The sequence below is a fragment of the Kitasatospora sp. NPDC058063 genome (assembly GCF_042885395.1).
In the GTDB taxonomy this organism is placed as follows: Bacteria; Actinomycetota; Actinomycetes; order Streptomycetales; family Streptomycetaceae; genus Kitasatospora; species Kitasatospora lactacystinica.
The window spans coordinates 100967-126580 of sequence record NZ_JBHVSD010000028.1; the positions used below are offsets into that span (position 1 = coordinate 100967).

24 protein-coding genes are annotated in these 25614 nt (G+C 73.7%); 16 read left to right on the plus strand and 8 right to left on the minus strand.

Going from position 1 to position 25614, the window contains the following annotated elements; genetic code table 11:
* Positions 1 to 66: 66 nt before the first annotated feature.
* Positions 67 to 483, minus strand: a complete 417-nt coding sequence (locus ACFVUY_RS35865; protein ID WP_387736410.1) for a DUF3592 domain-containing protein — start codon at positions 481 to 483, stop codon at positions 67 to 69.
* A 165-nt stretch (positions 484 to 648) separates the two neighbouring features.
* On the opposite strand from ACFVUY_RS35865, the gene ACFVUY_RS35870 reads away from it, so the two are divergent.
* Positions 649 to 1635 (plus strand): right-handed parallel beta-helix repeat-containing protein, encoded by a 987-nt coding sequence (locus tag ACFVUY_RS35870; protein ID WP_387736411.1) that lies wholly within the window; start codon positions 649 to 651, stop codon positions 1633 to 1635.
* Between the two features lie 15 nt (positions 1636 to 1650).
* Here the strand turns inward: ACFVUY_RS35870 and ACFVUY_RS35875 are convergent, their stop codons facing one another.
* The 5 genes from ACFVUY_RS35875 to ACFVUY_RS35895 form a co-directional block, all read right to left on the minus strand.
* On the minus strand, positions 1651 to 2916 hold the full coding sequence (locus ACFVUY_RS35875; protein ID WP_387736412.1) for an NAD(P)/FAD-dependent oxidoreductase: 1266 nt from the start codon (positions 2914 to 2916) through the stop codon (positions 1651 to 1653).
* A gap of 126 nt (positions 2917 to 3042) precedes the next feature.
* The gene (locus ACFVUY_RS35880; protein ID WP_387693549.1) at positions 3043 to 3474 is read right to left on the minus strand and encodes a nuclear transport factor 2 family protein; all 432 of its coding nucleotides are present in this window, start codon (positions 3472 to 3474) and stop codon (positions 3043 to 3045) included.
* A gap of 7 nt (positions 3475 to 3481) precedes the next feature.
* The gene (locus ACFVUY_RS35885; protein WP_387736413.1) at positions 3482 to 4285 is read right to left on the minus strand and encodes an MBL fold metallo-hydrolase; all 804 of its coding nucleotides are present in this window, start codon (positions 4283 to 4285) and stop codon (positions 3482 to 3484) included.
* Between the two features lie 130 nt (positions 4286 to 4415).
* Entirely contained in the window at positions 4416 to 4982 is a 567-nt protein-coding gene (locus tag ACFVUY_RS35890) for a hypothetical protein (protein WP_387736414.1), read from the minus strand.
* A gap of 97 nt (positions 4983 to 5079) precedes the next feature.
* A complete protein-coding gene (locus ACFVUY_RS35895) occupies positions 5080 to 6354 on the minus strand; it encodes an MFS transporter (RefSeq protein WP_387736415.1) in 1275 nt (424 codons plus the stop codon).
* A gap of 101 nt (positions 6355 to 6455) precedes the next feature.
* On the opposite strand from ACFVUY_RS35895, the gene ACFVUY_RS35900 reads away from it, so the two are divergent.
* The 3 genes from ACFVUY_RS35900 to ACFVUY_RS35910 all read left to right on the plus strand — a co-directional run bounded on the left by ACFVUY_RS35900 (position 6456) and on the right by ACFVUY_RS35910 (position 10081).
* Entirely contained in the window at positions 6456 to 7553 is a 1098-nt protein-coding gene (locus ACFVUY_RS35900) for a DUF5937 family protein (RefSeq protein WP_387693553.1), read from the plus strand.
* A gap of 92 nt (positions 7554 to 7645) precedes the next feature.
* Positions 7646 to 8503, plus strand: a complete 858-nt coding sequence (locus ACFVUY_RS35905; protein WP_387736416.1) for a PhzF family phenazine biosynthesis protein — start codon at positions 7646 to 7648, stop codon at positions 8501 to 8503.
* A gap of 330 nt (positions 8504 to 8833) precedes the next feature.
* A complete protein-coding gene (locus ACFVUY_RS35910) occupies positions 8834 to 10081 on the plus strand; it encodes an aminoglycoside phosphotransferase family protein (protein ID WP_387736417.1) in 1248 nt (415 codons plus the stop codon).
* 94 nt (positions 10082 to 10175) lie between these two features.
* Here the strand turns inward: ACFVUY_RS35910 and ACFVUY_RS35915 are convergent, their stop codons facing one another.
* Positions 10176 to 10433 (minus strand): ferredoxin, encoded by a 258-nt coding sequence (locus ACFVUY_RS35915; RefSeq protein ID WP_387693556.1) that lies wholly within the window; start codon positions 10431 to 10433, stop codon positions 10176 to 10178.
* Positions 10430 to 11644: a cytochrome P450 gene (locus ACFVUY_RS35920; RefSeq protein ID WP_387693557.1), complete on the minus strand. Its 1215-nt coding sequence runs from the start codon at positions 11642 to 11644 to the stop codon at positions 10430 to 10432. Before ACFVUY_RS35920 ends, ACFVUY_RS35915 begins: the two co-directional genes overlap by 4 nt.
* 642 nt (positions 11645 to 12286) lie before the next feature.
* Here ACFVUY_RS35920 and ACFVUY_RS35925 point away from each other — a divergent pair.
* The 12 genes from ACFVUY_RS35925 to ACFVUY_RS35980 all read left to right on the plus strand — a co-directional run.
* Positions 12287 to 13372 carry an S-(hydroxymethyl)mycothiol dehydrogenase gene (locus ACFVUY_RS35925; RefSeq protein WP_359900338.1) on the plus strand — a complete coding sequence of 362 codons (1086 nt, stop codon included), beginning with the start codon at positions 12287 to 12289 and terminating at the stop codon, positions 13370 to 13372.
* A complete protein-coding gene (locus ACFVUY_RS35930) occupies positions 13369 to 14001 on the plus strand; it encodes an MBL fold metallo-hydrolase (protein WP_387693558.1) in 633 nt (210 codons plus the stop codon). The genes ACFVUY_RS35925 and ACFVUY_RS35930 overlap by 4 nt, the downstream gene beginning before the upstream one ends.
* A 60-nt stretch (positions 14002 to 14061) precedes the next feature.
* Entirely contained in the window at positions 14062 to 14463 is a 402-nt protein-coding gene (locus tag ACFVUY_RS35935; RefSeq protein WP_359900341.1) for a TIGR03618 family F420-dependent PPOX class oxidoreductase, read from the plus strand.
* A 691-nt stretch (positions 14464 to 15154) separates the two neighbouring features.
* Positions 15155 to 16186: a TauD/TfdA family dioxygenase gene (locus ACFVUY_RS35940; protein ID WP_387693559.1), complete on the plus strand. Its 1032-nt coding sequence runs from the start codon at positions 15155 to 15157 to the stop codon at positions 16184 to 16186.
* Positions 16183 to 17997 carry an amino acid adenylation domain-containing protein gene (locus ACFVUY_RS35945; RefSeq protein WP_387736418.1) on the plus strand — a complete coding sequence of 605 codons (1815 nt, stop codon included), beginning with the start codon at positions 16183 to 16185 and terminating at the stop codon, positions 17995 to 17997. The genes ACFVUY_RS35940 and ACFVUY_RS35945 overlap by 4 nt, the downstream gene beginning before the upstream one ends.
* The gene (locus tag ACFVUY_RS35950; protein WP_387693561.1) at positions 17994 to 18764 is read left to right on the plus strand and encodes a thioesterase II family protein; all 771 of its coding nucleotides are present in this window, start codon (positions 17994 to 17996) and stop codon (positions 18762 to 18764) included. The genes ACFVUY_RS35945 and ACFVUY_RS35950 overlap by 4 nt, the downstream gene beginning before the upstream one ends.
* Positions 18761 to 19261: a cobalamin B12-binding domain-containing protein gene (locus ACFVUY_RS35955; RefSeq protein WP_387693562.1), complete on the plus strand. Its 501-nt coding sequence runs from the start codon at positions 18761 to 18763 to the stop codon at positions 19259 to 19261. The genes ACFVUY_RS35950 and ACFVUY_RS35955 overlap by 4 nt, the downstream gene beginning before the upstream one ends.
* Positions 19258 to 20553: a methylaspartate mutase gene (locus ACFVUY_RS35960; RefSeq protein WP_387736419.1), complete on the plus strand. Its 1296-nt coding sequence runs from the start codon at positions 19258 to 19260 to the stop codon at positions 20551 to 20553. The genes ACFVUY_RS35955 and ACFVUY_RS35960 overlap by 4 nt, the downstream gene beginning before the upstream one ends.
* Before the next feature lie 47 nt (positions 20554 to 20600).
* On the plus strand, positions 20601 to 21602 hold the full coding sequence (locus tag ACFVUY_RS35965) for an asparagine synthetase A (protein ID WP_387693564.1): 1002 nt from the start codon (positions 20601 to 20603) through the stop codon (positions 21600 to 21602).
* A complete protein-coding gene (locus ACFVUY_RS35970) occupies positions 21599 to 22960 on the plus strand; it encodes a glutamate synthase-related protein (RefSeq protein ID WP_387736420.1) in 1362 nt (453 codons plus the stop codon). Before ACFVUY_RS35965 ends, ACFVUY_RS35970 begins: the two co-directional genes overlap by 4 nt.
* 78 nt (positions 22961 to 23038) lie before the next feature.
* Positions 23039 to 23239 (plus strand): MbtH family protein, encoded by a 201-nt coding sequence (locus tag ACFVUY_RS35975; RefSeq protein ID WP_359900357.1) that lies wholly within the window; start codon positions 23039 to 23041, stop codon positions 23237 to 23239.
* A 135-nt stretch (positions 23240 to 23374) separates the two neighbouring features.
* Positions 23375 to 25614, plus strand: a 2240-nt coding sequence (locus tag ACFVUY_RS35980; RefSeq protein ID WP_387736421.1) for a condensation domain-containing protein, incomplete at its 3' end; no start/stop codon positions are given.

Below are 25614 nucleotides of genomic sequence, written 5' to 3' on the forward strand. Positions count from 1 at the left end.
CCCGCCGGTGCGGCCCGCCCGCCCGTGTGGACCGCCCGCCCGTGTGCGCCGCCCCGTTCGGACCGTTCAGAGCACCGCGGCGCCGAGGGTGATCGAGCCGAGCACCACCAGCACCCCGAGCGCGAGGAACCCGTACTCCAGCCCGGCCCGCTCCCGCCCGTCCACCAGCACCTGCCGCGGGTCCGACGGGTCGTAGCGGACCGGGACGAAGCCGCCGTCCGGCAGCGGGTGGCGGGCGGTGGAGGGGACGGGGGAGAAGACCTCGACCACCCGGCCGTCCTCGGTCTCGAACTGGAGCAGCGGCCGCGGCGGCAGCGCGCGGTCCTCCGGTGCCGGGGCGCGTTCGCGCACCAGCGCCCGCACCGGAACGCCGACCCGGCGCAGCCGCCGCAGTTCGCGCAGGCCGACCACCCCGGCGAGGTAGGCGACCACGCCGCCCAGCGCACCGAACACCACCACGGCGAACCCGGCCGTTCCGCCCACCGCCGCCTCCCTGTCCGAGACTCCCCCAGGGCTCCAGTATCACGCCGCCGGGGCGCTCTTGACGTCCCGGAATGGTCCAGTCCACGCTGAGCGACGGCATGTTCCTGCCACCACTGGGCCGCCCGCCGCCCCGCCCGGCCCCGACCACCGCAAGGAGCACCGTCCGTGACCAAGCGCCCCGCCGCCCTCGCCGCGCTCACCGTCCTCACCCTCGGCTGCGCCGCCCCCGCGGCCGTGGCCGCCCACCCGGCCGCCCCCGAGGCCGTCGCGGCCGTCGTCAAGGTCGCCACCGCCAAGCAGCTCCAGAGCGCGCTCGCCGCCGCCGTGCCCGGCCGGACCATCCAGCTCGCCGACGGCACCTACTCCGGCAACTTCAAGGCCACCGCCCCCGGTACCGCCGCCGCCCCGATCACCCTCACCGGCTCGGCGAAGGCCGTCCTCACCACCCCCACCGGCGGCGGCTACGGCCTCCACCTCGACGGCGCGAGCTACTGGACCGTCCAGGGGCTGACCGTCACCGGCGCCCAGAAGGGCATCATGGCCGACTCCGCGGACCACGTGGTCCTCGACGACGTGACGGTCCACCACACCACCATGGAGGGCGTGCACTTCCGCAACTCCAGCGCCTACGGCACGCTGCGCAACTCGCGCATCCACGACACCGGCCTCGGCCGGGACGGCATGGGCGAGGGCGTCTACGTCGGCACCGCCAACACCCTGACCGACCGCAGCGACCACGTGCGGATCACCGGAAACACCTTCGGCCCGAACATCGGCGGCGAGAACGTCGACCTCAAGGAGGGCACCACCGGCGGCCTGGTCTCCGGCAACACCTTCGACGGCGACGGCCTCACCGGGCGCAACTCCGACGACTCCTGGGTCGACGTCAAGGGCAACGACTACGTCATCGAGAACAACACCGGCCGGCGCACCACCGACGACGGCTACCAGACCCACAGCCTCCGGCCGGGCTGGGGCTGCGGCACCGTCTTCCGGGGCAACCGCTCCGACCTCACCGGCGCCACCGGCCCGGACCGGTACGCGATCGACGTGACCGACTACGACGCGGCGACGTGCAAGGTCACGATCGGCGCGGGCAACACCGTCACCGGCGGCCGGGGCCTGGTCAACCCCGGCGTCCCGGTGGGGTGACCGCCGGCCGGTCGCTCACACGTCCCCGAGCGGCACGTTCGGGTCGGCCAGTGCCTTGGTGTCCACCACCCGCCCCGAGCACACCAGTTCGCGGATCGGGTCGGTGACGTCCCAGACGTTGACGTTCATCCCCGCGAGCACCCGGCCGCCGGACAGCCAGAACGCGATGAACTCGCGGGTGGAGGGGTCCCCGCGGAACACCACCCGGTCGTAGCCGTCCGGCTCGACGTAGCCGACGTACTCGGCGCCGAGGTCGTACTGGTCCGTGAAGAAGTAGGGAACGCGGTCGTAGACGGCGTCCTCCTGCCCGAGCAGGGCGCGGGCGGCCGTCTGCGGCTGGTTGAGGGCGTTGGCCCAGTGCTCGACCCGGATGTGCCGCTCGAACAGCGGGTGGTAGGCGTTGGCGACGTCTCCGGCCGCGTAGACGTCCGGGTCGGAGGTGCGCAGGTGCCGGTCGGTCCTGACGCCGTTGTCGATCTCCAGCCCGGCCGCCTCGGCGAGGCCGGTGGCGGGCGAGATGCCGATGCCGACCACCACCGCGTCGGCGGCCACCGTCGTGCCGTCCGCGAGCCTCACGCCGTTCACCGTGCCGCCCTCGCCGGTCAGTTCGGCCACCTTGACGCCGAAGCGCAGGTCCACGCCGTGCTCCCGGTGCAGGTCGGCGAAGACCTGGGCGACCTCCCGGCCGAGCACCCGCAGCAGCGGCAGTTCGAGCGCCTCCAGCACCGTCACCTCGGCGCCCGCCTCCCGGGCCGCGGCCGCCACCTCCAGCCCGATCCAGCCCGCGCCGATCACCGCGATCCGGGCCCCCGGCCGCAGCGCCGCCTTGATCCGGTCGCTGTCCTCGACCCGGCGCAGGTAGAGCACCCCGTCCTGGTCCGCGCCGGGCACCGGCAGCCGGCGCGGCACCGAGCCGGTGGTCAGCAGCAGCTTGGCGTACTCCACCCGGCCGTCGTCGGCGAGCGTCACGGTGTGCCCGGCCGGGTCGATCGAGGCCACCGCCGTGCCCAGGCGCAGCGTGACGTCGTGCTCCGCGTACCACTGCGGCGGGTGGACGTAGATCTTCTCCCGGGGCGTCTTCCCCAGCAGGTAGCCCTTGGACAGCGGCGGCCGCTCGTACGGGCGCTCGTGCTCGTCGCCGATCAGGACGATGCCGCCCCGGTACCCGGCCTCGCGCAGCGCCTCGGCCGCCTTCGCGCCGCCCAGGGACGCCCCGACGATGACGACCGGGCGCTGCCGCCCGCCGTCCGCTCCGGTGGTCCCGGTGTCCGTGCCCGCCATGCTCGACTCCTCGTTCTCCGGCCGTGATCGGGGTCAGCCTGCCGCCGTGCGGGTGGTCTGTCGAGACCGCGCCTGGCGCGCCGCGCCGCGCTCGCCCGTACGAGTGAATGCGACCCCGGTCGGGCCTCAGCCGGTCATGGCCTCCCTGACCAGTGCGGTGTCGGTGAACTGCTCGAAGCGCACGATCCGGCCGCCGCGCACGGTGAAGCGGTGGGCGATCCGGACGGCGAGCGGTTTTCCGGTGGTCTTGTGGACCGCCGTGTAGCGGCCCAGCACCACCACGGTCTCGCCGTCCACCACATAGGTGTCGTCGTGGGCCGTCCAGTCGTCCCACTCGGCGGCCAGCCGCTCCATCACATGGGCGGTGACGCCCTTCGGGGTGCGGTAGGTGCCGGCCAGCGGGAAGCCGGCCATCTCGGTCCACTCCACGTCGTCGGCCAGGGTGGCGCGCAGCGCGGCCAGGTCGCCCCGGGCGGACGCCAGGTACTGGCGGCGCACCACGTCGGCGGGGGCGGACGACTCGGCGAAGGAGGAGACGTCCCGGGGGATCTCGATCATCGTCCGCTCACCCCCAGGCCATCTCGCCCATGGCGACCTTGGTGCCGATGTCCACCGCGATCCGCAGCCCCAGCTTCGGGAAGCGCCGCTCCAGCGACTCCTTGGCGGTGGCCGCGTCCGGGGCCCGGCCGATCTCGGTCTCGAAGGCTCGCAGGTAGGCCCGGGTGTGGTCGACGGCGTTCAGGTCGGTGGGCGCGCCGGCGACCCGGTGGCCGGCCGCCACCCAGGTCGGGTGGAGCGCCTCGATGCCGTCCAGCAGGTCGATCCAGGCGGCCCGCTGGGCGGAGGTCGGGGTGTCCGCCGTCCACACGTGCAGGCCCTCGAAGAGCAGCACCCCGCCCAGCACGGCGCGGTGGTGGTGCTGCCAGAGGTAGTGCCGGTCCGGCAGGTGGAAGTCGGCGCCGCGCAGCTCGAAGCGGTGGCCCTCGAAGACCAGCTCGTCCCCGTGCAGCACCTCGGGCCGCACCAGCCGGGTGGGCAGCTCCGGGCCCAGGTGCGCCCAGGTGCGCAGCTTGGCCTCGTACGTCTCCTGGATGTGCTCGACGGTGGAGGCGGTGGCCAGGAAGCGGGCCTGCGGGAAGGCGTCCTGGACCTCCTGGGCGCCGAAGTAGAAGTCCGGGTCGCCGTGGCTGACGAAGACGGTGGTCAGCCGCTTGCCGCTCGCCCCGATCCGTTCCACCAGGCGGCGCCCGTCCGAACGGGTGAACCCGGCGTCCACCAGCAGGGCGTCCTCCGGGCCGGTGACCAGGACGGAGGTCTTGTTGAGCGAGCTGTCGGGGGTGTCGACGATCTCGAAGTCGAGTGCACTCATGCGCCCACCTCGCACCGCTCGATGGTCCGCTCACTGCGTTCGCTCACGTTCGGTGTCCTTCCTCTGGCCGGGCACGCCTCGCCGTCAGCATCGGCGGTCCGCGGCCCGTCCGCATCCGGAGCCGGAACACCTACTGGCGGCTCCAGAGCGCGAGGTCGCTGCTGGTGGCCACCGCGAGGGTCCGGCCGGTCGGGGAGAAGCCGGCCGCGCGGAAGGCGGACCGGTCGGAGTCGAGGACCAGCCACCAGCTCTCGCCGTGCTCGCCCTGCCACGGCCCCCGGCCGCTGGCGAGCAGCACCCGGTGGTGCGGCCACTCCGGGGCGACCACCTCGATGTGCCAGCCGCCCTCGGCGGCCGTGTGCAGCCCGCCGCCCCACGTCCCCGCCACCGGGATGCGCACGTCCGCGACCTGGCCGAGGCCGGGGCAGGAGAGGTCCAGGCCGTCCGGGTCCTCGGTGGGCTCGTGGTCGCGGGCCAGCTTGAGGCCGGTCACCGCGTCGAACAGGCCGTGGCCGCCGTGCGAGACCGTCAGCACCAGGTCGTGCCCGCTCTCGGGGTGGACGGCGAAGCCGATGCCGAGCAGCCCGCCGACCGCGATCAGCCCCCGGCCGACCGGCCGCCACGGCTCCGGCGGGGCGGTCACCCCGGCGGCCATGATCCGGTCGCGGAGGTGCTGCTGGTGCGGGGTCAGGGCCATGCAGCCGATCATCCCACCGGGGCGTTCCCGGCGCGCCGGCCCGTCGGCGCGGCGCTCCTCCGGTCCTCCTCCGGTCCTCCTCCGGGGCTCCGTCCTGTCAGTGGGCCGGACCCAGCCGCAGCACCGCCAGCGCCCCCAGCGCGGTGGCCGCGGCCAGCGGCACCCACAGCTCCCCGGAACCGCCCGCCAGCAGCGCCGTCAGCACGGCCGGGGCCGCCGCCCGGCCCACCCCCGCCGACAGCTCCCAGCGCGCCAGCGCCCGCCCCAGCAGGTGCGGCGGGGCGACGGACGCCACCAGCGCCGTGCCCGAGCCGGTGTAGAGGATCTCGCCCAGCGTGTACAGCACCGAGACCGCCGCGATGCCCACCGAGCCCGGCACGCCGCCCAGCGAACCGACCGCCCAGAAGCCCAGGTACGACACCGCCAGCAGCGCCCCCGAGGCGGCGAGCACGACGTGCCGCGGACGGTCCGCCAGCCGCAGCACCAGCGCCAGCTGCAGGGCGATCACCAGCACCGTGTTGCCGACGAAGATGCCCGAGGACCAGGCCGGCGAGGCGTGCAGCCGCAGCACCAGCAGCGCGGGCAGCGCCACCTCCAGCACGTCGAAGCAGAACGCGTACGGCAGGTTGGCGACGCCCAGCAGGGTGATCCGGCGCAGCGGCTCCGCCCGCTCCGGCGCGTCCGCCGGCCGGTCCAGGCGCGGAGCCCGCACCCGCAGCGAGCCCACCAGGACGGCCGCGCCCAGGCAGGCCGCGCCCGTCACCCCGGCCAGCAGCCGGATCGCGCCCGCCCCGCCGCTCACCGCCAGCGTGGCCAGCAGCGCGCCCGCACCCATCCCGGCGTTGCGCAGCGACCGCCCGGCGGCCAGCGCGGCATCCCGCAGCCGGCCCTCGGTCAGGGTGCTCACCACCGCCGCGTGGGTGGTCGGCCAGGACTGGCTGCCCACCCCGAACAGCACCGCCGCCGCCGTGAACCCCGGCAGGCCGTCCGCGAGCAGCAGCGTCAGCGCGCCCGCCGCCCGCAGCAGCAGGGTGGCGGCGGCGGGCAGCGTCCGGGCGCCGCGGTCGATCCACCGGCCGGTCAGCGGCACCACCAGCAGGCCCGCCAGCATCCCGGCCGAGAGCGCCAGCCCGGCCGCACCCGCGCCCAGGTGCAGCATGCCGACGCCGTACAGCAGCAGGAACGGCCGCAGCAGGCCGCCGCCCACCGCGTCCACCGCCAGCGCGACGGCGTACCGGGGCCCGCCGGCCGCGGTCAGCAGGCCCAGCAGCGTGGACGGGCTCCGGCGGCCCGGGCCGGCCGGCGGAGCGGGTGGCCCGCCGCGGCGGTCGGCGGTGCGGTCGTGGACGGACTTCTCCCGGATCAGGCTCATGGCCGGTACCGTCCGCCCGGGTCGGACCGCGGGGCACGCGGATTGACGCTTCCCGTCAATCCGCGGGAGCCCGGTCGACGGCGGGTGGCAGGATCCCCGGTGTGAGCTTGACCATCGACATCACGGGCCTGCCCGACGAGCGCCTGCTCTTCACGCCCTCCCCGCTCGGCGAGTTGAACGCCATGCTGCACGTGCTCGCCGAGCCCGCGCACCACCCCGCGCTGCAGGGCTGGGCCGGCTGCACCGCCACCGTGATCCCGCCCGAGCTGTCCGAGCGGCTGCTGGAGGCCGACTTCCTCTGGCGCTCCTCGCGCGCCGACTTCCTCGTGCCCGGCCTGCCCGGCGCCACTCTCGCGGAGGAGCTCGACGCCGTCGACCGGATCGACGACGAGCTCTACGTCGCCGCCGCCCTCATCACCACCTGCGGCTCCTCCCGGCTCACCCGGCGGATGGGCTCCCCGCTCACCGACCCGGAGGCCAACGAGCGGGCCCGGGAACTCGCCCTCGCCCGAGGCCCCCGGCAGGCCGCCTTCGCCGACCGGCTGCTCGCCGACCCGCCGGCCGTCCGGGGCCTGGTGCGGCGGTTGCTGGAGGACTGCCGGTCCGCGTTCTTCGCCGACGCCTGGCAGCGCGTCCTGCCCGACCTCGCCGCCGACGCCCGGCGCAAGGCCGACCTGCTCGCCCGCCGCGGCCTCGCCGAGGCGCTCGCCGACGTCTCGCCCTCCGTCTCCCTCGACCAGAGCGTGGACGGGCGGCGCCGGATCGTCATCGACAAGCTCCAGGACAACACCACCAGCGGCACCGAGGCCGGCGGCGTCACCTTCATCCCCACCGCTTTCGGGCGCCCGCACCTCCTGGTGGTGCACGCGCGCGGCTGGCGGCCCGTCCTCCAGTACCCCGTCGCCGAGGCGGGCCTGCCCGAGCCCGTCTCGCTCGCCCTCGTCCAGCAGCGCCTGGAGGCGCTCGCCCACCCCGTGCGGCTGCGCCTCGCCCGCACCATGGCCCGCGGCCCGCACACCACCGGCGAACTGGCCTCGGCCTGGCAGCTCAGCGCGCCCGAGGTGTCCCGGCACCTGGCGGTCCTGCGCAGGGCCGGGCTGCTCACCACCAGGCGGCGCGGGCGGTACATGCTCTACGAGCTGGACCTGGCGGGCAGCGCCCGGCTCGGCTCGGACTTCCTGGAGGCGGTGCTGCGGTGAGCGGAGGCGCCGAGGCGGGAGGAAGTGCTGCCGTGCGGGGAAGCGCCGCGGTGGGCGGGAACAGTCCGCGCACCCGGCGCGTTCGTCCGGTCATGATCGACGACGCCACCCCCGAGATCCTCCGCTACGCCGCCTTCGCCACCCGCCCCGAGGGCGGCAACCCGGCCGGCGTGGTGCTCGACGCCACCGGACTGACCGACGAGCGGATGCTCGCCGTCGCCGCCGAGGTCGGGTACTCCGAGACCGCCTTCCTGACCGCCGGCCCGACCGAAGGCACCTACCGGGTGCGGTACTTCAGCCCGCTCGCCGAGGTGCCGTTCTGCGGGCACGCGACGGTCGGCTCCGCCGTCGCCCTCGCCGAGCACACCGGCCCCGGACGGTACGTCTTCGCGACCGCGGCCGGGGACGTCCCGGTCGAGGTCGAGCGCGGGGCCGACGGGCTGCTGCGCGCCACCCTCACCAGTGTCGAGCCGAAGGTCGAGGAGGTGCCGGCGGCCGACGTGGCGCAGGCGCTCGCCCTGCTCGGCTGGTCCGCCGACGACCTCGACCCGGTCCTGCCGCCCCGCGTCGCCTACGCGGGCGCCCGGCACCTCGTCCTGCCGGTCGCCACCCGCGAGCGGCTGGCCCGGCTCGACTACGACTTCGACGGCCTCGCCGCGTACATGCGCGCCCGCGACCTGGTCACCCTGCAGCTCGCCTGGCGGGAGGCCCCCGAGGTCTTCCACGTCCGCGCCCCGTTCCCGGTCGGCGGCGTGGTCGAGGACCCGGCCACCGGCGCCGCCGCTGCCGCCTTCGGCGCGTACCTGCGGGAGCTCGGCGCGGTGACGGCCCCGGCCGTGCTGACGCTCCACCAGGGCGAGGACCTGGGCCGCCCGGGCGTCCTGCGGGTCGAGCTGCGGACGGAGGACACCCGGGTGCGGGTCTCCGGCACGGCCGTGGCGATCGGCTAGCGATTCCGGGCCTCAGGACGGCGGGGGCTGGAGCAGGACCTGCCCGCCCTCGCCCCGGGGCTCCTCGAAGCCGGTGAAGCAGCGGTCGGGCAGACCGCACATCAGCACCACCGTGCTCGATCGCCTTGTCACCGGCCCAGGTTGGCCCCGCAACGGCGGGTGGGCCGCCCTGTCCTGTGCGGAGAGCGCCGCCGCCGGGCGAAGTCCCTCGTGTCCGACCGGGAGCAGGTACGGGCGGCGGCAGGCGAACGGGCCCGGGCGGCGGTGTTCCGGCCGGTGCGGGCGGAAAACCGTTGGCACGGGCCCGCCCCGGTGGGCGAAGCTGCTCCGATGCAGCGAGCGAGCAACCGGACCGTGACGGTCGATCTCACCTACGGCGACGAGTACTTCGGGCAGCTGGGGCCCTTCGAGGTGGAGCTCGGCTGGTGGTCCTCCGTGGACGAGGTGGTCGCGCGCGCGGCGGCGTCGGCCGGGGTGCCGGTGCTGGTGGCGCGGCTGGTCGACGGGCGGAGCGAGGAGCCGGGCCACGGCGGGCGGGTGCGCTACCACGCCGAGGCGAGCGAGCGGCCGAGGGCGCTCGACTCCCGGCCCCCGGAAGCCGGGACGGCCGCGCTGCTCGGCCCCGCCGAGCGCCGCGCCGCCTGGGCCACGCCGGAAGGGCTGCGGTCGGCGCTGGGCTGGGCGGAGGCGGAACTCGCCGCCGTCGGTCGCCCGCCGGCCGGGCCCGCCCGGCAGATCCGGACCTGGAACCTCTCCGGCCTCTTCCGCCTCCCCACCGCGACCGGCGTGGACGCCTGGCTGAAGACCACGACGCCGGCGTTCAACGCCCACGAGGGCGAGGTCGTCGCGCTGCTCGGCGGCGTCGACCGCACGCTCGTCCCGACCGTCCTCGCCGCCGACCCCTCCGGCGGGCGGCTGCTGCTCGACCACGTCCCCGGCGAGGACTGCTGGAACCCCTCCGCCGGGACCGTCGCCGACGTCGTCCCCCGGCTCGTCGCCGCCCAGGCCGCGCTCGCCGGCCGTCCGGACGACCTGGCCGCCCTGCGCGACCGCACCCCGCGGGCCCTGGCGGCCCAGCTGACGGCCCTGCTGGACCGGCTCGCGGAGGAGACCGACCTGACGCCCGAGGAGCTGGACCGCCTGGCCGGCTTCGCCGCCGGCCTGCCCGGGCTGCTGGACCGACTCGCCGCCTGCGGCCTGCCGGAGACCCTGCTGCACGGCGACTTCCACCCCGGCAACTGGCGTTCCGACGGCGAGAGCACGGTGGTCGTCGACTACGCCGACTCCTGCCTCGGCCATCCGGCCCTGGACGGGCTGCGCCCGCGCGCCTACCTCGGCCCGGAGGCCTGGCGGCACCACGTCGCGGTCTGGGCGGAGGCCTGGCGGCGCCACGTCCCCGGCTCGGACCCGCGCCGGGCCCTCGAACTTGCCGAGCCGCTCTACCACTTGTCCTACGCGCTGCGCTACCAGGAGTTCCTGGACCACATCGAGCCGAGCGAACGCCCGTACCACGAGGGCGACCCGGCCGCCGAGCTGCGCGCCGTGCTGGCCTGCGGCCCGGTCTCCGGGCGGAGGTAGCCGGCCGGGGTGCGACGGCCGACGCCGGCACCCGGGCCCTCGGAACCGCCGGTGGTGCCCGTCGCGGTCGTCGCGGCGGGCACCACCGGCGTGTTCACTCGGCGGGGGCGATCCGGTAGCCGCCGCGCGCCGAGTGGAGGCTGAGCGCCTCGACCGGGCAGAAGTCCACCGCCTCGCTCAGCCCGTCCGTCAGCCCCGCGCCGCCGTCCGCGTACTCGGCCAGCGGTGCGGCCAGCCCGTCGGAGCCGAGGACCAGCGAGTCGGGGGCGCTGAGGGCGCACATCCCGGAGCCGATGCAGCGGTCGCGGTCGACCCGGACGACCACCGGCTCGGTGTCCGCACGGCCCGTCACCACTCCACCCGCAGGGAGTTCGGGCTGCGGGTGAGCAGGCCGCGCCGCCAGTCGATCCGGTCGACCGGATCGGCCAGCCGCAGGGCGGGCAGCCGGCGGGCCAGCCGGTGCAGGGCGAGTTCCAGCTCCATCCGGGCCAGCCAGGCGCCCAGGCAGTGGTGCGGTCCGGCGCCGAAGGTGAGCATGGGGGCGGCCAGCGGGGAGAACAGCTCGGTGCGCAGGTCCCCGGTGAAGGCCTCCGGGTCGTGGTTGGCGGCGTTGGCGTCGGCGGCGACCACGCTGCCGGCCGGGATGACCACGCCGCCGATCTCGACGTCCTCGACGGTGCGGCGCATCAGTCCGGGCATGTGCTCCTGGCGGTCGCCGAGCGGGACGGCGCGCAGCAGCTGCTCGGTCGCGGCGGCGGCGCTGGCCTCGTCGGAGGAGAGCCGCTGCCAGGCGTCGCGGCCGTCCTGGAGCAGGTAGACCAGGGCGTTGCCGAGGCTGGTCATGGTGGTCTCGTGGCCGGCCACGACCAGGCCGATGACCAGGACGACCAGCTGGCCCTCGGTGATCGAGCCGTCCTCGGCGGCGGCCGCGAGCAGCCCGCTGACCAGGTCCTCGCCGGGGGCGGCCCGGCGTTCGGCGATCACCTCGGCGCCGAAGGCGGCGAACTCGGTCATCGCGGTCACGATCGCCTCGGCGCTGTGGGCGGTGGTGGAGAGCGCGTGGTCGCTCCAGTGCGCGAGCCGCTTGCTGTCCAGGTTGTCCAGGCCCATCAGCCGGCTGATCACGGCGACGGGCAGCGGGCGGGAGTAGCCGGCGATGATGTCGGCGGGGGAGCCGTGGTCGATCAGCTCGTCGATCAGCGACTCGACCACCGAGGCCACCCAGGGCCGCCAGCGTTCGATCGCGCGCGGGGTGAAGGCCCGCTGCACGGTGCGGCGCAGCCGCTGGTGCTCGGTGCCGTCGATGTTCAGCATGCTCTGCGGGTCGTCGAGGATGTTGGGCGTGACCGTGATCGGCGGGGCGTCCGGCGCGTAGAGCGGGGCGCGGCCCAGTCGCGGGTCGGTCAGCACCTGGCGCACGTCGGCGTGCCGGCTGACCAGCCAGACCGGCGTGCCGGTGGGCAGCGCGGCGAGGCGGGGCGGGCCGGGTTCGAGCCGGCGCATGCAGTGCAGCGGGGGGAGCGGGGCGGTGCCGGCGCTGGTCGCACTGTTCTCGGTGGACATCCGTACTCCAGACTCCAGGGCGGTGGGCCGCGGGACGCGACCCGACGGGGGGTGAATCCGGGGATCGTGCGGGGGACGGGTGATGCGGCCGGCTGGCGGCTCGACACGGGCCGGGGTTCGGTCGGGCTCCTACGGGGTGGGGCGCGAAATGTGCGCGGGTGCACGGTCGGTGCGCACCCGGCGCGGTCGGTGCGCGGTCGCGCGCCGACGGGTGGGGCGGGTGTGCTGAGCGTGGTCGCGTGGACCGTCTCAGCTACGACCGTACGTGGGTGGCGGGGCGCCCGTCTGCGGCACTTCCAGCCAACGCGGGTGCTTTCCGGGCACTTCGGGGCGTGCTGACGGGCGCTCGGCGACGCCCGTGCGCCCCCGTCGGCAGGGCCGCGCCGGGCGGTCCCCGGGCGCTCGGCGGATACCCGGGCGGCACATGCCGCGGGGAGGGCCCGTGAGCCGGCGCGGCGGTGTCGGACACGCCGTCGGCGGGTCCGGTGAGCCGTATCACACCACGTCACACCGGATCGCCCGGGACGCTCCGCCGGGGACCGGCCGGGCGGGCGATACGCTTCGTGGGCAGTTCGTCTTGCAGTCGTGTTGTCGCAGGTCACGCCGGTGCAGAGCCGCACCGGCAGACGGAGGTGGAATCGGATGCCCCAGCAGGTCAAGGCAGTCATCGCGCGCGCCAAGGGCGCGCCCGTGGAGGTGACCACGATCGTGGTGCCGGACCCTGGCCCGGGCGAGGCGGTGGTCCGGATCCAGGCGTGCGGCGTCTGCCACACCGACCTCCACTACCGGGAGGGCGGCATCAACGACGAGTTCCCGTTCCTGCTCGGCCACGAGGCCGCGGGCATCGTGGAGTCGGTCGGCGAGGGCGTCACCGAGGTCGAGCCCGGTGACTTCGTGGTCCTCAACTGGCGTGCGGTGTGCGGCCAGTGCCGCGCGTGCAAGCGGGGCCGCTCGCAGTACTGCTTCAACACCCACAACGCGAAGCAGCGGATGACGCTGCTGGACGGCACCGAGCTGTCCCCGGCCCTGGGCATCGGCGCGTTCGCCGAGAAGACCCTGGTCGCGGCCGGCCAGTGCACCAAGGTGGACCCGGCGGCCGACCCGGCCGTCGCGGGCCTGCTGGGCTGCGGTGTGATGGCGGGCCTCGGCGCCGCGATCAACACCGGCAACGTGGGCCGGGGCGACTCGGTCGCGGTGATCGGCTGCGGCGGCGTCGGCGGCGCGGCCGTGATGGGCTCCCGGCTGGCGGGCGCGGCGAAGATCATCGCGGTGGACATCGACGACCGCAAGCTGGAGACCGCCCGCGGGCTGGGCGCCACCCACACCGTCAACTCCCGCACCACCGACCCGGTCGAGGCGATCCGCGAACTGACCGGCGGCAACGGCGCGGACGTGGTGGTCGAGGCGGTCGGCCGGCCGGAGACCTACAAGCAGGCCTTCTACGCCCGGGACCTGGCCGGCACCGTCGTCCTGGTCGGCGTGCCGACCCCGGAGATGACGCTGGAGCTCCCGCTGCTCGACGTCTTCGGCCGCGGCGGCGCGCTGAAGTCCTCCTGGTACGGCGACTGCCTGCCCTCGCGGGACTTCCCGATGCTGATCGACCTCTACCTCCAGGGCCGCCTGGACCTCGGCGCCTTCGTCACCGAGACCATCGGGCTCGACGCCGTGGAGCAGGCCTTCGAGCGCATGCACCAGGGCGACGTCCTGCGTTCGGTGGTGGTCCTGTGACCTCGGCCCGCGTCGACCGGCTGGTGACCGCCGGGACCTTCGAGCTCGACGGCGGCAGCTGGGAGGTGGAGAACAACGTCTGGATCGTCGGGAACGACGAGGAGGCGGTGGTGATCGACGCCGCGCACGACGCCGAGGCCATCGAGGCCGCGCTCGGCGGGCGCCGGCTGCTGGCGATCGTCTCCACCCACGCGCACAACGACCACATCGACGCGGCCCCGGCGCTCGCCGACCGCACCGGTGCGCCGATCCTGCTGCACCCGGACGACCTCCCGCTGTGGAAGCTCACCCACCCCGAGCGGCTGCCGGACGGCGAACTGGCCGACGGGCAGCGGATCGAGGTGGCCGGCACCGAGCTGACCGTGCTGCACACCCCGGGGCACGCGCCGGGCGCGGTCTGCCTGTACGCGCCCGGGCTGGGCACCGTCTTCACCGGCGACACCCTGTTCCACGGGGGCCCGGGGGCCACCGGCCGGTCGTTCTCGCACTTCCCGACGATCATCGACTCGATCCGCGAGCGGCTGCTGACGCTCCCGGCCGAGACCGTGGTGCGCACCGGTCACGGCGACCCGACCACCATCGGCGCCGAGGCCCCGGCCCTGCCGGAGTGGATCGCGCGCGGGCACTGACGCCCCGCCCGTACGGCCCCCGGGGAACGACCGTTCCCCGGGGGCCGTACCATCGCGATCATGGCCCATGACCCGCGCGACCTCGACGACTCCTTCCTCGCCTTCTGGCGGGAGCGGCACATCTCCACGCTGACCACCACCCGCCCGGACGGTACGCCGCACGTGGTGCCGGTGGGTGTGACGTACCAGCCGGAGACGGGCACCGCCCGGGTGATCACCAGCCGCACCAGCCGCAAGGCCCGCAACGTCGCCGAGGCCGGGCCCGGGGGCCAGCGGGTCGCGGTCTGCCAGGTGGACCGGGCCCGTTGGTCGACCCTGGAGGGGGTGGCGGTGGTCCGCGACGAGCCCGAGCAGGTCGCCGAGGCGGAGCGCCGCTACGCCGAGCGCTACCGGGAGCCGCGGGTCAACCCGGACCGGGTGGTCATCGAGATCACCGTCGACCGCGTCCTCGGCCGGGCCTGAGCACGCCCGCCCGGAGGCCGTCCGTCCGGTGTCCGGTGCCGGTGTTGCCGGTGTTGCCGTACAGGCAGCGGCCGCCCCCAGCACCGGAATCAGCTGAAACGGTGGCGGATTCGTCACCGTCGGTGACGTGAATGCCGTATGAAAGCTGCGAACTTGCCTCCACAACTTCTTCCATGACGGCGCGTTGATGTGATCTGATTGGCCGCGCACGGTCAAGCGGAGGCGATGGGTATCAGTACACCCGCCTCGGCGAACTCGGGGGAACGACGCCGGGGACGCGAATTCCGCGTACCCGAAGGTGAGCACTCGGGAGGGGGGGATGGATCGGTGTGCGGGAGTGCCGGACGGCATCCCGCCGTTCTCCGGTCGGGGGCGCGGTACCGGTGGCCCGCAGGTGCGGCCGATGGTGTGACGGCCCGGCGATAGCGGCTCGTCGACGTGAACAGGCGTCGGAAAGCCGGGCCCTTGTGCTGCCCATTCGCCGCCGACAGCGGAAGCCGCCGCCCTGTCGAACCCTTCAGTGGCCGGCCCCGGATTCGGGCCGCACGCATTTCCCGGCCACCCGGCACGACGACCCCATGGGGTCGATGACCGTGTTCTCGGTTCAGAGGTTCTGATCGCGATCCAACTGCCCTGGGGCGACCGCGGCACCATGCCGTCGCGCTCCGTCATGAGGAAGGTGCATCGAGTCATGTCTTCTGCAAGAACTGCGCCACAAGAGCTGGACTGGACCCTTGAGAAGGGCAAGCCGGCCACCCTCGTCGTCCCTCGATTCGAAGGCGCCGACGAGGCCTGCGCGTGGCTGAACGCGCTCCTGCCCGACATCCGTACCGCGCTTCAAAGGTACGGCGCGCTGTACCTGCGCGGGCTTCCGGTCGCCTCCGTCGAGGACTTCGCGCTCGTGCGGGACGTCCTCGTCCCGCAGCGCACGCCCTACCGGGAGAAGGCGACGCCGCGCAGCAGCTTCGGCAACGACGTTTACTCGTCCACCGATCTGCCGCCGGCCCAGTCGATCCGGATGCACAACGAGAACAGCTACACCCTCACGTTCCCCGGGCTCCTGATGTTCGCCTGCCTGATCGCCCCGGAGGAGGGCGGGGCGACGCCGGTGGCGGACTGCCGGGAGGTGCTGCGGAAACTGCCCGCCCCGCTCGTCGAGCGGATCCGCGCCAACGGCTGGACCCTGCACCGGAGTTACTCCGAGCACATCTCCGTGAGCTGGGAGAAGGCATTCGCGACCGAGCGCCGGGAGGACGTCGAGCAGTACTGCTCGGAGAACCTGATCTCCTGCCACTGGGACGACGAGGGGAATCTGCGGACCGCGCAGCGGCGGCCCGGAATCATCCGGCACCCGGCGACCGACGAGGAGGTCTGGTTCAATCACATGGCCTTCTGGAATTCCTGGTCACTGGACGAGGAACTCCGCGAGACGCTCGTGGACGAATTCGGCGCGGACGGCCTGCCGTTCGAAACCGGAGTGGCCGACGGGAAGCCCCTGACCCGGGACGAGCTCGACATCATCAACACCGCCTACGCCGAGGCGACGGTGCGTCAGACCTGGCAGCCCGGCGACGTCATGCTCGTCGACAACGTGCTCACGGCCCACGGCCGCGACCCGTTCCGGGGCGACCGCAAGATCGTCGTCGCCATGGGCAACCCGGTCGACCTCGACGAGTGCCGGCCCACCGTGCCGGCCGCGGCGGGCAACGGCGGTGCCGCGTGAGCATCACCGAGGAGCCCCTGGCCCCGGCGGCCCCGACCGTGACGGTCGACCCGATCGTCCGGTTCCGGCAGGCCGTCGCGTCCACCCCGGACCGGCTGGCCGTACGCGGGACCGACCGCACCCTGACCTTCGCCGAACTCGACCACGACGTACGCCGGTTGGCCGCACAGCTGGCCGAGCGCGGCCTCGGACGCGGCGCCCGGGTGGGCGTCAGCATGCACCGCGGCGCGGACCTCGTCGTCGCCCTGCTCGCCGTGTGGCACGTCGGCGCCGCCTACGTGCCGCTGGACCCCGCCTACCCGCAGGACCGCCTCGCCCACATGGTGGCCGGCGCCGACCTGCGGACCGTCCTGGCGGAGCCCGGCAACGGGCCGACGTGGCCCACCGGCGTCGACGTCATCACCCTCGCCGACGCCCTCGCCGCGCCGACCGCGGCTCCGGAAACGCCGGCGGCGGAGACCTCCCCGGCGGACCCGGCGTACGTGATCTACACCTCCGGCTCGACCGGAACGCCGAAGGGCGTGGAGGCCACCCGGGGCGGCGTGGCCGCGCTCGCCGCCGACCTCGAAGAGGCGGGCTTCTACGCCGACCGGCCGCGCACGGTGGCCTGGAACGCGAGCATCTCCTTCGACGCCTCCGTCCAGCAGTGGGCCCGGATCTGCCGGGGCGACAGCATCGTGGTGATCGGCGAGAACGAGCGCACCGACCCGGCCGTGCTGCGCGCCCTGCTGGACGAGCACGCCGTCGACGACCTGGACCTGACGCCCTCGCACTGGGAGGTGCTGCGCGAGGCCCTCCTCGCCCCCACCGCCGACGGCCGCGTGCTGCGGCTGTTCATGGGCGGCGAGCCGGTACCGGCGGAGGTCTGGCGCGAGCTGGGCGAAGCCCGCGACGCCGGGACGGTCGAGGCGATCAACCTGTACGGCCCCACCGAGTGCACGGTGGACGCCACCGCGGCCTGGATCACCGGCGCGGGCCCGCACATCGGCCGTGCGCTGCCCGGGTTCACCGCCCACGTGCTCGACGAAGGGCTGCGCCCCGCGGCCGCCGGCGAGCCGGGCGAGCTCTACCTGGCCGGGCCCTCCGTGACCATCGGCTACGTCGGCCGGCCCGCGCTGACCGCTCAGCGCTTCGTCGCCGACCCGGCCGGTACCGGCCGCCGGATGTACCGCACGGGCGACCGGGTGCGGCTGCGCCCCGACGGCACCATCGACTACCTGGGCCGGGTCGACCGGCAGATCAAGATCCGCGGCTACCGGGTGGAACTCGGCGAGATCGAGGCGGCGCTCGCCGCGCACCCGGAGGTCAGGACCGCCGCCGTCGTCCTGCACACCACCGAGACCGCCGGCGACCAACTGGTCGGCTACGTCGTCCCGGAGGACGGGAGCGCCCCGCGCGCCCGGGAACTCCAGGAGCACCTCGGCGGCGTGCTGCCGTCGTTCATGGTCCCCTCGGCGTTCGTCACGCTCGACGCCATGCCGCTGAGCGTGAACGGCAAGGTGGACCACCGGGCCCTGCCCGCCGTGGACGAGGCCCTGTGGGCCGACGGCGAACAGGAGCCGGGGGACGAGCCGCAGGGCGAGTTCGAGACCCTGATCGCCGGCGTGTGGGCCGAGGTGCTCGGCCGCCAGCGGATCAGCCCCACCGACAACTTCTTCTCGCTGGGCGGCCATTCGCTCATCGCGCTGCGCGTCATCGGCCGGCTGAAGAAGCAGTTCGGCATCACCGTGTCCACGAAGGAGGTCTACCGGCACCCCGAACTGCGGTCGCTGGCGGAGTTCGTGGCGTCCCGTCGGACGGAGGGCAAGTGAACACCGCACAGGACACCACCGTCATCAGCATCCGGCGCCCCAAGGACGCCGCCCTGACGCTGATCTGCCTGGGCTTCTGCGGGGGCGGCACGGCCTCCTACCACCTGTGGGGCGACGCCGTGCCGGACGACATCGCCCTGTCGGCGATCTGCTACCCGGGCCGGGAGGGCAGGTTCCTGGAGGACTTCGCCACCGACTGGGAGGAACTGGCCCAGGACGCCACCGCGGCGGTGCTGTCCGCCGTCGACGGCCCCTACGTGCTCTTCGGGCACAGCATGGGCGGCTGGATGGCGTTCGACGTCGCCGCGCGGATCGAGAGCGACGGCGGGCCGCTGCCGCGGAACCTGGTCGTCTCCTCGGCCAACGCGCCGGCCCGCGGGCTCACGCCCCGGGACATGTTCCCGTCCCAGCAGGACGACGACGACGGTCTGCTGCTCTGGATGAAGACCCACGGCCTGATGCCGGCACACGTCCTGGAGGACCCCGAACTCCAGGAGATGAGCGTCGAGCTGATGCGCGCCGACATCCGGGTCCGGGACACCTTCCGGTACACCGAGGGCGCCACCGTCAGCATGCCGGTTCAGATGCTGTCGGGCGCCGACGACGACGTCATCGAGGCGAACGCGGGCGAGCAGTGGCGCACGCTGGCGCTGGGCGAGTACCGCCACGACGTCCTCCCCGGCGGCCACTTCTACACCCCGGAGGTCTGGCGGACCCTGCCCTCCAGGATCGCCGCCCTCGATCCCCGCGAGAGGAGCCGACGATGAGAACGGACGCCACGCTGGACGTGATCGTCAGCGGCACCGAGTCGGACTCGCACACCTGGAACCTGGTCTTCCTCCAGCTCCAACTGGAGGACTGGGGACACCGGGTGCAGAACCTCGGCCCGTGCCTGCCGGGCGGGGAACTGGCGGCGGAGTGCCGGCGCGGCGCCCCCGACCTCATCGTGCTCAGCAGCGTCAACGGCCACGGCGAGAGCGACGGACTGTCCGCCGTCGCGGCGCTGCGCGCCGACCCGGAGCTCGCCGACACACCGATCGTCATCGGCGGGAAGCTCGGCACCGGCAAGCAGCTGCGGGCCGGTGCGGACGGGGCCGCCGGCGGCGGGATGACGCGCCGCCTGCTGTCCGCGGGATTCTCCGCGGTCTTCCACGAGTCGTCCGGACTACCGGAGTTCGAGAGGTACGTCGCCGCCCTCAGCGCCGAGAAGGCGAGGCGGGCCGGCCGCGTCCTGGAGGAGCTCCGCGCCGCCCCGACCCCATGAACGACGGGCCGGTCAACGCGTTCGCGGACTTCGTCGGACGGTCGCACGAACAGGGCAACCTGGTGGTGCAGCCCCGCATGGGCTTCGGCGACCCGCGGGCCATGCGGGACGGGCTGATCGCCGTCAAGGGGGCCAACGCCACCACGGTCGGCACGATCACCCTGGACAGCTACACCCGGCTCGGCAAGCTCGCCGACGCCCGGCGGGCCGTCGACGAGGGCGGCGACCTCAACGGCTACCCGATCAGGACCCACCCCCCGGACACCAACCGGGGGGTGCTGGACGGCGTGCGCGAGCGCGACTTCCCGGTCCAGGTGCGGCACGGGTCGGCGAGCCCCTACGGCATCATCGCGGCCTCGCTGGAAGCGGGGCTCGACACCACCGAAGGCGGCCCGGTCTCCTACTGCCTGCCGTACGGGCGCCTCCCGCTGCGCCAGGCGGTGCGGAACTGGGAACAGTCCTGCGAGCTGATGGTCAGGGCCCGTGACCACGGCATCGAACCGCACGTCGAGACCTTCGGCGGCTGCATGCTCGGCCAGCTGTGCCCGCCCAGCCTGCTGGTGGCGATCAGCCTCCTGGAAGGCGTGTTCTTCCACCGGCACGGCCTGCGCAGCATCTCGCTGAGCTACGCCCAGCAGACCAACGCCGAGCAGGACCGGGAGGCGGTGCTGGCCCTGCGCCGGCTCGCCGGTGCGCTGCTGCCGGACGTCGACTGGCACATCGTGATCTACAACTACATGGGGGTCTACCCCAGCACCCGCTCGGGCGCCCTGCTGCTGCTGGAGCAGGCCGCCGAGCTGGCCGTCCGCACCGGATCGGAACGGCTCATCGTCAAGACGGCGGCCGAGGCGCACCGGATCCCGACCGTCCGGGAGAACGTCGAGGCGCTGGAGATCGCGGCGCTGGCCGCCCAGAACGCGGGCGGATCGGCGCCGCCGGACACCGGCGCGGACAGCGAGGTCCTGGCGGAGGCGACCGCGCTCGTGGACACCGTCCTCGGCCTCAACACGGACGTGGGCGCCGCCCTGGTCGAGGCGTTCAACCGCGGGCTGCTGGACGTCCCGTACTGCCTGCACCCGGACAACGCCGGGCGGGCCAGGAGCTACATCGACTCCGACGGGCGGCTGCGCTGGTCGCACACCGGCTCCCTGCCCGTACGGCCGAACGGGCGGTCCACCGGCAACCGCTCGATGAGCGCGGCGGACCTGCTCCGGGCCCTGTCCCACGTCGCGCGGTCGTTCGACGAGCGCGCCGCCACCACGCTGGACCGGCTGCCCGGGATCCCCAGCTGAACCCCCTGCCAGAACCGCAGGACCAGAGAACCGAAGGAAGAGACCCCTTGACCAGCGAGTTCGAGTCTGCACGGCCCGGTGCACTGCCGGACCACCTCAAGAACCCCGTGACGCAGTCCGTGCTGCGGATCCAGAACCAGATCGTCCAGGCGGGCCGCGAACTGCTCCTCGGCGAGGGGTTCGTGGAGCTGCTGCCGCCGATCATCGGACCGGTGACGGACCCGGGCGGCCGTGGTGCCAAGCAGGTGGACGTCGACTTCTACGGCCACCGCTACAAGCTGATGACCAGCGCGATCCTCTACAAGCAGGCGTCGCTGCTCGCCTTCGACAAGGTGTTCTACGTCGCGCCGAACGTCCGGCTCGAACCGCTGGAGACCGCGAACATCGGCCGCCACCTGGCGGAGTTCCACCAGTTCGACGTGGAGATCGCCGGCGCCACGCAGGAGGACGCGATGGGCGTGGCGCAGTCCATCGTGACCGCGGCGATCGAGCGCGTGGTGCGGACGATGGGCGCCGAACTGGACGTCCTGGGCCGCGACGCGGACGCCTTCACCCCGCTGCTCACCCGCGACGCCCCGTTCGAGCGGATCAGCCACGGCGACGCGATGGCCGAGCTGGCCCGGCTGGGCCACGAGCAGAACCACGACGCCGAGATCGACTGGCAGGGCGAGGGCCTGCTCTCGCACAAGTCGGACGCGCCGTTCTTCATCATCGACTACCCCAAGGGCTCGCGCGGCTTCTACGACCGCGAGGACCCGCAGCGCCCGGAGGTCCTGCGCAACTTCGACCTCATCGCCCCCGAGGGCTTCGGCGAGCTGATCAGCGGCAGCGAGCGGGAGTTCGACTACGCGCGGATCATCGCCCGGATGCGCGAGAGCGGCGAGAACCCGGCCAAGTACGAGTGGTACCTGAAGATGGTCCGCGACGGGATCCCGGGCAGCGCCGGCTTCGGGATCGGCATCGAGCGGCTCACCCGCTACGTCGCCGGGCTGGACGCCGTCTGGCAGGCCACCCCGTTCCCGAAGATCCCCGGGGTGGTCTCGCCGTGAGCGGGGTGCTCAGCGCCCCGGGCTTCCCGGAGGCCGCGATCCGGTCGCGGGCCAGGGAGGGCGCCGCCCGCGCGTTCCCGCCGATGGACGGCTACGGCCTGACCCTGTTCGGCGCCGGCGGCACGGGCGGCGTCCCGCAGCCGGCGGCACCCCACGGTACGGACCTGCTGGACGCGATGCGCCTGGTCCCGCCGGTCTTCATGCCCCAGCGGCTGGAGAAGCTCACCGACCTGGCCCGCGAGCCGCTCTACGGCGACGTCGAACTCGCCACCGACATCGGCGGGTTCCGGTCGTCGCTGCCGGTGTACGTCTCGGCCTTCGGCTCCACCCAGGTGGCCTCCTCCGGGCTGGGCCTGGCGGCCAGCCGCCAGGCCGGACGCCTGGGCATCCCGCTGGTCATCGGCGAGAACGTGGTGCCGACCAACGGCTTCGCCGACGGTTCCACCGGCAGCCCCGAGGACCGGTCCGCCGACGGCTCCGCCGACACCGGCGACAGCATGCTCGCCCGGCTGCGCGCCTACGAGCAGGAACTCCCCGAGGGCATGGGCGGGCTGGCGTTCCAGCAGAGCACCGAGGACGCCGACGCCGAGGTGTGGAACCAGATCTACAGCGCCCCGGCCGCGAAGGCCCTGCTGGAGTCCGGCCGGCTGGCGTTCGAACTGAAGGTGGGACAGGGCGCCAAGCCCGGCCTCGGTGGGATGACGGTGCTGAAACGCTCCGTGGCCGACCAGCTGGCCGACCGGTACAGCACCGACGAGAACGTCTTCGGCGGCGGACACGACCGGGTGCTGCGGTCCAGCAGCCCGGGCACGTTCACCGCGGAGATCCTGCGTCAGCAGATCCGGTTCATGCGCAACAACTACCCGCGCGCGCGGATCTGGGTGAAACTCCCGCCCGGGCGCGACATCCGCGAGGCGGCGGCCGTGGCCCGGGAGAGCGGCGCGGACTCGGTGACCGTGGACGGCGCCGAGGGCGGCAGCGGCTGGGCGCCCAGCAGCTTCCTCGACCAGGTGGGTCTGCCGCTGGGCGAGTGCCTGCGCCGGCTGGAGCCGCGCTCCTCCTCTTCCTCCTCTTCCTCCTCTTCCTCCTCGTCCGACTGCCTGCTGGTCTCGGGCCGGATGTGGGAGGGCGCCAGGGCCGTGAAGGCCCTGGCGCTGGGCGCCCGCGCCGTCGGACTGGGCCGGGCGGCCCTGCTCGCGGCGGACGAGGACCCGCAGGACGGGATCGCCCGGCTGGTCTCCTGCCTCGCCTTCGAACTGCGGCTGCTGATCAGCGCGCTGGGCAAGTACACGCCCGCCGCGCTGGGCCCGGAGGACGTCTGGCTCCCGGGAACGGCCGGCCCGCACCTCCACCCGTAGCACGCCGGACCCCGCCCCATCGTGGCCCGGTCCCTTTACCCACCACCAACATTCACCCCGCGAAGAAGGAGCACCGCTGTGACGAATCCGTTCGAGGACGCCGACGGCCGCTACGTGGTCCTGGTCAACGACCAGAACCAGCACTCCCTGTGGCCGAACGCGATCGAGGTCCCGGCCGGCTGGGCCACGGCCTTCGGCGAGAACGACCGCCAGGCCTGCCTGGAGTACATCGAGCAGAACTGGACCGACCTGGCGCCGCGCCCGACCGCGGTCGGCTGACCCGCGGACCCGATTCCCTTTTTCCCATTCCTTTCGCACACCCGCGTACGGCCCCGGCCAGGTGACGAAGCACCCGGCCGGGGCGTCCGGTCACGCACATCGATCACCGCCGGATAGGCACCAGAGGGAGATGTCATGGCTCAGCAGAAGGAACCGACGGTCGGGCAGAAGGTCATGGCCGAGGACGGCCGCGGTCCCGGATCGGTGCAGGAGGAGATCCTGTGCGGCCTTTTCGCTGAGGTCCTCGATGTGCCGTCGGTGGGGATCGACGACAACTTCTTCGCGCTGGGCGGTCACTCCGTACTCGCGACCCGGCTGATCAGTCGCATCCGCGGCACGCTCGGCGCGGAGCTCGGCATCCGTGAACTGTTCCGGAACCCGACCGTCGCCAAGGTGGCGGAGAAGCTGAAGGACGGCCGCCCGGCGCGTCCGGCGCTGGTCGCGGGCCCGCGGCCGGAGGTGCTGCCGCTGTCGTTCGCGCAGCAGCGGTTGTGGTTCCTCGACCAGTTGGAGGGGGCGTCGGCGGCCTACAACAGTCCGTTCGCGTTCCGTCTGCACGGCACGGTGGACGTGGAGGCTCTGCGTGCGGCGATCGGTGACGTCGTCGGCCGGCACGAGGTCCTGCGTACGGTCTACCCGGCGGTCGACGGTCAGCCGCGCCAGCTGGTGCTGCCCGCCGGCGACGTCGAGGTGCCGTTCCGGGTCGAGCCGAGCACGGCGGAGGAGGTGGCGGAACGGATCTCGGCCGAGGCGTTCGCCGCCTTCGACCTCTCGACCGAACTTCCTTTGCGGGTCGCGCTGTTCACGCTCGGTGAGGGTGAGGGTGAGGGTGAGGGTGAGGGCGAATCGGTGCTGGTGGTGACCTTGCACCACATCGCGAGTGACGGTTGGTCGATGAGGCCGTTGTGGGAGGGGGTGGCGTCGGCCTATCGGGCGCGGTTGGCGGGTCTGGCGCCGGAGTGGGAGCCGTTGGCCGTTCAGTACGCGGATTACTCGCTGTGGCAGCAGGAGCTGCTGGGCGGGGTCGTGGACCAGCAGTTGGCGTACTGGTCGGAGGCGCTGCGGGATTCGCCGCAGGAGGTGGCGCTGCCGTTGGACCGGCCTCGGACGGGGGTGGTTTCGCGCGCGGGTGGTCGGGTGGAGTTCGGGCTGGATGCCGAACTGCACGCCGAGCTGGAGGGGTTGGCACGTCGGCACGGTGTGACGCTGTTCATGGTGCTGCACGCGGCGCTGGCGGCGTTGTTGTCGCGGTTGGGTGCGGGGACGGATGTTCCGATCGGGACGGTGGTGGCGGGGCGTTCGGACCAGGCCTTGGACGAGCTGGTCGGGTTCTTCGTGAACACGCTGGTGCTGCGGACGGATGTGTCGGGTGAGCCGACCTTCGGTGAGCTGCTGAGCCGGGTCCGTGACACGGATCTGGCGGCGTTCACCAACCAGGACGTGCCGTTCGAGCGGCTGGTGGAGGAGCTGAACCCGGTCCGCTCGGCCTCCGTGCATCCACTGTTCCAGGTGATGCTGGTTCTGCAGAACAACAGCGAGGGGGTGCTTCAGCTCCCGGGCGTCACGCTGGAAGCGGAGGCCTTCGCCGACGCCCCTGCCAGGTTCGACCTCAACCTGATCTTCTCCGAGGGCCGCGACGCCGCCAACAACCCCGCCGGCATACGGGCCGAACTCCTCTACGCCGCCCAGCTCTTCGACCACGGAACCGTCGCCGCGCTGGCCGAGCGCCTGCGCCTGGTGCTGGCCGCGATGGTTGCGGATCCGGAGCGGTCGGTCGGGTCGGTGGATGTGTTGGTGGGCGGTGAGCGTGAGCTGATCGTGTCGGGGTGGGGTGGTGGTTCGGGGGCGGTTCCGGCGGGGACGGTGTCGGGGTTGTTCGCGGAGCAGGTGGTGCGGGCTCCGGGTGCGGTGGCGGTGGTGGATGGTGATCGCCGTTTGTCGTACGGGGAGTTGGATGTTCTGTCGGATCGGATGGCTTCGCGGTTGGTGGAGTCCGGTCTGGTGCGGGGTGGGTTGGTGGGGGTCTGCCTCGAGCGTGGGGCGGATCTGGTGGTGGCGTTGTTGGGTGTGTTGAAGGCGGGTGGTGGTTACACGCTGCTGGATCCTGAGTTTCCTCGGGAGCGTTCGGCGGTGGTGGTGGCCGAGGCGGGTGTGGGTCTGGTCGTGTCGAGTTCAGGACTGCGGGAGTCCGTCGAGGGGCTCGCCGAGCGTGTGGTGTGGGTCGACGAGGAGTGGGAGCCTGCGCCGTCGGCCGGTGATGTGGCGCCGTCGGTGGTGGTGGGTCCGGATGATGTGGCGTGTGTGATGTTCACGTCGGGTTCGACGGGTCGGCCGAAGGGTGTGGTGGCGCCGCATCGGGCGTTGGTGGGGACGTA

Coding starts and splice junctions, on each gene's coding strand:
- ACFVUY_RS35875 (WP_387736412.1), bottom strand. CDS start 2,916: ATGGCGGGCACGGACACCGGGACCACCGGAGCGGACGGCGGGCGGCAG.
- ACFVUY_RS35880 (WP_387693549.1), bottom strand. CDS start 3,474: ATGATCGAGATCCCCCGGGACGTCTCCTCCTTCGCCGAGTCGTCCGCC.
- ACFVUY_RS35885 (WP_387736413.1), bottom strand. CDS start 4,285: ATGAGTGCACTCGACTTCGAGATCGTCGACACCCCCGACAGCTCGCTC.
- ACFVUY_RS35890 (WP_387736414.1), bottom strand. CDS start 4,982: ATGGCCCTGACCCCGCACCAGCAGCACCTCCGCGACCGGATCATGGCC.
- ACFVUY_RS35895 (WP_387736415.1), bottom strand. CDS start 6,354: ATGAGCCTGATCCGGGAGAAGTCCGTCCACGACCGCACCGCCGACCGC.
- ACFVUY_RS35905 (WP_387736416.1), top strand. CDS start 7,646: ATGATCGACGACGCCACCCCCGAGATCCTCCGCTACGCCGCCTTCGCC.
- ACFVUY_RS35910 (WP_387736417.1), top strand. CDS start 8,834: ATGCAGCGAGCGAGCAACCGGACCGTGACGGTCGATCTCACCTACGGC.
- ACFVUY_RS35920 (WP_387693557.1), bottom strand. CDS start 11,644: ATGTCCACCGAGAACAGTGCGACCAGCGCCGGCACCGCCCCGCTCCCC.
- ACFVUY_RS35925 (WP_359900338.1), top strand. CDS start 12,287: ATGCCCCAGCAGGTCAAGGCAGTCATCGCGCGCGCCAAGGGCGCGCCC.
- ACFVUY_RS35935 (WP_359900341.1), top strand. CDS start 14,062: ATGGCCCATGACCCGCGCGACCTCGACGACTCCTTCCTCGCCTTCTGG.
- ACFVUY_RS35940 (WP_387693559.1), top strand. CDS start 15,155: ATGTCTTCTGCAAGAACTGCGCCACAAGAGCTGGACTGGACCCTTGAG.
- ACFVUY_RS35955 (WP_387693562.1), top strand. CDS start 18,761: ATGAGAACGGACGCCACGCTGGACGTGATCGTCAGCGGCACCGAGTCG.
- ACFVUY_RS35960 (WP_387736419.1), top strand. CDS start 19,258: ATGAACGACGGGCCGGTCAACGCGTTCGCGGACTTCGTCGGACGGTCG.